This window comes from Dyella sp. C9 (genome assembly GCF_003332825.1).
Taxonomy (GTDB): Bacteria; Pseudomonadota; Gammaproteobacteria; order Xanthomonadales; family Rhodanobacteraceae; genus Dyella.
The window spans coordinates 165,760-172,382 of sequence record NZ_QIRF01000008.1 but is presented as its reverse complement, the minus strand read 5'-3'; the positions used below and the strand labels follow the sequence as shown (position 1 = coordinate 172,382).

At 68.7% G+C, this 6,623-nt stretch carries 4 protein-coding genes; all 4 read left to right on the top strand.

Features of this window, described 5'->3' with window-relative positions; all coding sequences use genetic code 11:
• On the top strand, window positions 1-3,979 hold a 3,979-nt coding region (locus DVU99_RS20285), incomplete at its 5' end, for an autotransporter outer membrane beta-barrel domain-containing protein (RefSeq protein WP_198670289.1).
• A gap of 113 nt (window positions 3,980-4,092) precedes the next feature.
• Entirely contained in the window at window positions 4,093-4,710 is a 618-nt protein-coding gene (locus tag DVU99_RS11885) for a LuxR C-terminal-related transcriptional regulator (protein ID WP_198670288.1), read from the top strand.
• A gap of 534 nt (window positions 4,711-5,244) precedes the next feature.
• A complete protein-coding gene (locus DVU99_RS11880; protein ID WP_114240418.1) occupies window positions 5,245-5,697 on the top strand; it encodes a DUF5615 family PIN-like protein in 453 nt (150 codons plus the stop codon).
• A gap of 97 nt (window positions 5,698-5,794) precedes the next feature.
• Window positions 5,795-6,619 carry an alpha/beta fold hydrolase gene (locus DVU99_RS11875; protein ID WP_114240417.1) on the top strand — a complete coding sequence of 275 codons (825 nt, stop codon included), beginning with the start codon at window positions 5,795-5,797 and terminating at the stop codon, window positions 6,617-6,619.
• Window positions 6,620-6,623: the final 4 nt, after the last annotated feature.

Genomic DNA, 6,623 nt, shown 5'->3' with positions numbered 1-6,623 from the left:
AGGCAGCATGACGGGCGCCTGCGGCGGCAACGGCGTCGGTGGCGGTGGCTCCGGCAGCAATGGCACCGGTGGCGGCGGCAATGGCGGCGGCGGCGGTGACGGCGGTGGCGGTGTGCTGCTGACCAGCGTTTCGGCCACGCTGAGCAACAGCGGCACCCTCACGGGCGGCAACGGCGGCAACGGTGGCGGCGGCGGCAGCCCGGGCAACAGCACGGGCGACGGCAGCTACGTGGTGGCCGGCGAAGGCGGCGGCGGCGGTTCGGGCGGCAGCGGCGTACTGGCGGTCAGCGGCGGCATCATTACCAACGCGCTCCATGCCAGCATCATCGGCGGCAACGGCGCCAACGGTGGTGGCGCCGGCTCCACCAGCAGCAGCGGCAGCGCCCGCGTGGTGGCCGTGGGCGGCACCGGTGGCGCCGCCGGCGAGGGCGGCAGCGGCGTATTCCTCACCGGCGGCAGCATGATCAACAACTCTGGCGCCATCACGGGCGGTACCGGTGGCAATGGCGAGAACGGCGGCTATGCGCAAGGCGCGGGTGAAGCCATCAGCGGAAGCGGCGGCCTCGGCGGCAATGGCGGCATCGGCGTGTGGGTGGTGGGCCGCGGCAACGTGGTCAACCTGCGCGGCGCCACCCTCACTGGCGGCAATGGCGGCACCGGTGGCGGCGGCAGCGCACAGAGCAGCAGCGGTACCAACAACATCACCGGTGGCGTGGGCGCGAACGGCGGTGCCGGTGGCGATGGCGTACTGCTCACGGCCGGCGGCACGGTCACCAATCAGGGCACCATCACCGGTGGCAATGGCAACCGCAGCGGCGGTGGCGGCAACACCACCGGCGGCGGCGTGGCCGGCAATGCGGGTGGCGGTGGTGATGGCGTGTCGCTGGAGGGTGGGGGCGCGGTCACCAATACCAGCTCCGGCATCATCGCGGGCGGCCACGGCGGCGACAACAGCGTGGGCGGCGGCGGCCAGGGCGGCGTCGGTGGCAACGGCATATCGCTGGCCAACGGCGGCATCGTGCAGAACGAAGGCCAGGTCAGCGCAGGCACCGGCGGCGCGGGCGCCAACGCCAACGTGACCAACGGCGCAGGCGGCGCCGGCAGCGCAGGCGGTAACGGCGTGCTGATCGCCGGCAATGGCGATGTCACCAACACCGCCGGCGCCACCATCGTCGGCGGCGGTGGCGGTACCGGTGGCGGCAGCAACGGCACCGGCGTCGGTGGCGCAGGCGGCGCAGGCGGCAGCGGCGTGCTGATTACCCAGGGCGGCAACATGACCAACGACGGCACTGTCAACGGCGGCTCCGGCAACCGTGGCGGCGGCGGCGGCGGTGCCGCCGGTGGCGCCGGTGGCGTGGGCGTAGAGGTCACCAGCGGTGGCACGGTGACCAATACCGGTGCGGTGACCGGCGGCAACGGTGGCAGCGGCGGCACCGCCGGCGATGGCGGTGGGCAGGGCGCCAACGGCGCGGGGGGCATGGGCATGAGCGGCGACGGCATCGCCATCATCAACAGCGGCATCATCACCGGCGGACTGTCGGCCGATGGCGTCACCCGCAGCAACGCGATCCAGTTCACTGGCGGCACCAACTCGCTGGAGCTGCATGCAGGCTCCCCCATCAATGGCACGGTGGACGGCAACCAGGGCACCAATACGCTGATACTTGGCGGTACGGCCGACAGCAGTTTCGACGCCTCGCTGATTGGTCCCACGGCGCAGTACGAAGGCTTCTCCGCGTTCCACAAGACCGGCAGCAGCACCTGGACGCTGACCGGAAGCACCACGGCAGTGACACCTTGGACGCTGTTTGCCGGCGTGCTCAACGTCAGTGCAGATGCCAGCCTGGGCGATCCATCGGGAACGCTCACCTTCGACGGCGGCACGCTGCAACTGGGCGCCTCGTTCAATCTGGCAGCCACGCGCGCCGTCACGCTGGACGCCGCGGGTGGCACCATCGACACCAACGGCTACGCCGGCACCATTGCCCAGGGCATCACCGGCAGCGGTGAGCTGACCAAGACCGGCGCCGGCACACTGACCCTCACCGGCAACAGCAGCTACAGCGGCGGCACCGTGATCAGCGCAGGCACGCTGCAACTGGGCAGTGGCGGCACCAGCGGAAGCATCGTGGGCAATGTGCAGGACGGCAGCCTGCTGGTGTTCAACCGCTCGGACACGGTCACCTTCTACGGCATCATCAGCGACTGGACCGACACGACGCCCGATCCTTCCGGGGCGGTGACGCAGAGCGGCAGCGGCACCACCGTCCTTGATGCGGTGAACACCTATACCGGCATCACCAGCGTCGACGCTGGCACGCTGGCCATCGGCGATGCAGCCCATACCACAGCGTCGCTGAGCGGCGGCGGCGAGGTGATCGTGGCCAGCGGCGCAACGTTCGGCGGCTACGGCAGCACGGCAGGATCGGTGGACAACAACGGAACGATCGCCGTGGCCAATGCTGTCCCGGCGTTCGCGGGCGGCGCCACGGGCAGCTTCACCATCGGCGGCACGCTCACCAATGCCGGCCTCCTGCAGATCGCCGGCCAGGGCGTGGGCAACCGGCTGGTGGTAGGCAACTACGTGGGCCAGAACGGCCGCATGGCGATCAACACCGTACTCAATGGCGACGGCTCGCCTTCCGACCTGCTGGTGATCAACGGTGGCAGCGCTACCGGCGGCACCGTCATCAACGTGACCAATGTCGGTGGCCTGGGTGGCACTACACCGGGCAACGGCATCCTGGTGGTGCAGGCCTTGAATGGCGCCACCACCGCGGCAAACGCGTTCGCCCTCGGCAACCAGGTCGAGGCCGGTCCGTACCTGTACACGCTCTACCAGGGCTCGCGTGACAACTCCTCGCCGGAGTCCTGGTATCTGCGCACGGAGAACCCCAATCCGCCGGTGACGCCGCCGGTCACGCCCGTCACACCACCGGTGACGCCACCGGTGACGCCACCCGGCACGCCCACCCCGCCCGAAGTAGTGCCCGATTACCGACCCGAAGTCTCGCTGTACACCGCCCTGCCCTCGATGATGCTCAACTACGGCATCACCCTGATCGGCACCCTGCACGAGCGCGTGGGCGAAGAGGAACAGCTGCACGGCCTCGTCTCGGGCGACGAATGGGGCCCGACGGCAGCGTGGGCGCGCGTGCTCGGGCAGGACGGCGAATGGGATGCCCGCAGCGGCGGCATCTATCGCGACGGCCCCTCGTTCGACGACAACATGATTGCGCTGCAAGGCGGCATGGACCTGTACCGCGCCGAGCAGGACGGTGGCCTGCGCGACTTTGCCGGCGTCATGGCCGCAGTCGGGCATGGCCATGGCGGCGTCACCAACTTCGACCAGACCTCGGCCGGCAACGATCGTTTCGACAGTTACACGATCGGCGCCTACTGGACCCGCTTCGGCGCCAATGACTGGTACCTGGACGGCGTACTGCAAGGCACCTGGTACAACGCCAGGGCCACTTCGAACTACCAGAACAGCCTGTCCACCGACGGCTTCGGCGCCGCGGCCTCGCTGGAAGGTGGCTATCCATTCAAGTTCGATGGCGGCTGGTCACTGGAGCCGCAGGCACAGGTGATCTACCAGAACCTGCATGTGGACAACGCCTCCGATGCCGCGGCCCGCGTACAGTTTCGCGACACCGACTCGCTGACGGCACGCGTGGGCGGCAGGGCCTCCAACACCTGGAGCTGGGACCAGGGTGGACAGCCCCGCCTGCTCACCGGCTGGCTGGTGGCCAACATCTGGCACGAGTTCAATTCCGATGCACAGACGCTGTTCTCCTCCGACGACGGCAACGTACCGTTCCAGTCCGACCTCACCGGCACCTGGTGGGAGCTGGGTGCCGGACTCAGCGCGCAGGTCAGCAAGGTCGCCTCGATCTATGCCACGCTCAGCTACCAGAAGGGATTCAGCGCGGGAGTGCGCGCGTTCAACGGCAACGTGGGCGTACGTTTTAACTGGTGACGACGGGATGATTCGCAATATGTGACGACGTGCCATGCGGCGGGCTTGGTCTCTTGCACGAACTCTGTTCGAATGCGCGCCCACCAGATCCACTGCGATAGAGGATGACCCGCATGCATGAACCGGAGTTCGAGCGATCGTTGTTCTCCTCGATCCAGCTGTCGCCGATTGCCACCCTGGTGACCAATCCCCGACTGCCCGACAACCCGATCGTCTGCGCGAACCCGGCTTTCCGTGCACTCACCGGCTATGACGACGCCGAAGTGATCGGCCGCAACTGCCGTTTCCTCAGCGGTCCCGACACCGAGCCCGATCGTCGCAAGCTCATACGTGATGCCGTGGCGCAATGCCGACCGCTGCTTACCGTGCTGCGCAACTACCGCAAGGACGGCACAAGTTTCCTCAACGCGGTGATGATCGCGCCCATCCTTGGCGCGGATGGCCGCGTCAACTATTTCATCGGCTCGCAGATGGACGTGACCGCCGAACAGGGCATTCCGCCGAACCCGAGGGCGCTGCGGGCGGCCGCGCAGGTGCAGTCGCTGACGCCCCGTCAGCGCCAGGTGCTCGAACAGATGGTCCGCGGGCACCGCAACAAGCAGATTGCCGCCCTGCTCGGCATCGAGGAAAAGACGGTGAAGATGCACCGTGCCAGCCTGCTTCGCCGACTGGGCGCGGCCAGCACCGCCGACGCGATACGCATCGGCATCGAATCGCAGGCGATCCGCTGATGGCATCCAGGGCATGGCCCGGGGTCTATGGACCAAAGGCGGTATTGCCCGGGACCTGAACCGGGCGGTAGAAGAGCAGACAACGTCGTTTTCGCCGCTTTTTGCCTTGCGGGGGGCTTGCGTGCGGTCACCCGGAGTGACCGTCCACGGCTGGCAAGGCAAGCGATCATCGAACCAAGAGCCCGTTCATGCCGAACATGTGCCGCTACCGGCAACACGCCATCGACGACCGCCTGGACGCGGTCGATCGATTTCACGCGCGCCATCGCTCCCGGCGGCAGCGAACCGACTAAAGCAAGCGATGGCCTGACCCCGCCGGCAGACGCCGTCGGGCATTGATTGAACAAGCCCGCCGCCAAGCGCATCAGGGGAAGGCGGGTCCATCAAGGATGGCGCAGCGCGGGCCTGGCCCGGCGCGCAAGAACGGAGTCGAGCTGTCCCATGTGGCGAAATCCTGAAGAGTTGCCGCCCTCATGTGCGGCACGCAACACGCATCGCTTGCCCGGACTGGACTACCAGGCAGCAGGGGCCGGCGTGACTTTCTATACCGACGAGCTTTTCCCGCCACGCGCCATCGAGCTGCTGCGCTCGGTCGGTGCCAGCGTGCAGACGGCCAGCGAGGCCAGGCTGCTGGGTCAGGCCGCCGAAGCCCACGCCGCGCACGCACTGGCGTGCGGCCTGGCCTTGTTCACCTGCGACCGCCGTTTCCTGGACGACGCGCAGTTCCCGCCCCAGCACAGCCCCGTGATCTTCGTGTTCCATTTCGGCGACGGCAGCCTGCAGGACATCCGCCGTGCGTTCCGCTGTCTTGCGCCGGTGCTTTCCGGGGCACCGCTCGGCCTCACCTGCTGCAAGGTCGACGCACGTGGCGATTCGTGGACAGAGCACGTCCATCATCCGGACGGCACCCATACCCGCATCTGTCGCCGCCTTTGGCGCGGCAAGCTGCAGCAGTGGACGGGGACCGTCGCGGTGACACCGCCCTGAGCCGGGATATCGCCCGGATACGTCGATACCGGCCCGACGCCATGGCATCGTGGGCGGGCCGGCGCCCACCGGCATCGCCGGGCTCCATGGAATCACCATGACATCATCCGACCTGCAGCTCTCGCCGATCCGCTTCCAGCACGTTGACGGGCGCCGACTGGGTTATCGCACCGCCGGGCCCGCCGATGGGCCAGCGGTATTGCTGATCCATGCGCTCGCCAGCCGATCGGACAGCTGGCGCGAGGTCGCCCAGGCGCTTGCCGCGGATGGCCACCGCGTGATCGTTCCGGACCTGCGCGGCCACGGGCGCAGCCAGCGAGCGCGCAGCTATGCGCTGGACGAGTTCGTACAGGACCTCGCTGCCATGCTCGATGCCTGGCGCTTGCCATGCATCAGCGTGATAGGCCATTCGCTGGGTGGCCAGCTTGCGCTGCGACTGGCGGCGCAGGCGCCGGCCCGCGTGCACCGGCTGGTGCTGGAAGCGGCGCCGGTACCGCCACGCGATGCGGCGGATGCGGCGTCGGTGGCGGCCCTCCGCGGCCCGACCGGTTGGCGCCGCTCGCTGCGACTGGTCGGCGCTGGCCGGCTGCTGCGATTGGTCTGCCTGCGGCAGTTCGACCTGCACGCGGCGCGCAGCGTACTGCGCGAACTCAGGCAGCCCATGCCCTCATGGTGGCAGTCGCTGCAACGCGTCGAGGCAACCTGCCTGCTGCTCGCCAGCGACACCGACGGATCGGTCAGCGCACGCCAGCAGATACTCGCCGATGCCTTGCCGCGGGCGAGCATCCAGCGCGTCGGAGACGGCCATCACCTGCACCGCGAACACGCCGAGGCGTTCCTGGCAGCCGTGCGCCCCTTTCTTGCCCCCATCGCCACGACGGCACCGGCTGGCCCGGCGCCGCGGCGTGCACAGCTCGCATAGCGGG

Coding starts and splice junctions, on each gene's coding strand:
- DVU99_RS11885 (WP_198670288.1), top strand. CDS start 4,093: ATGCATGAACCGGAGTTCGAGCGATCGTTGTTCTCCTCGATCCAGCTG.
- DVU99_RS11875 (WP_114240417.1), top strand. CDS start 5,795: ATGACATCATCCGACCTGCAGCTCTCGCCGATCCGCTTCCAGCACGTT.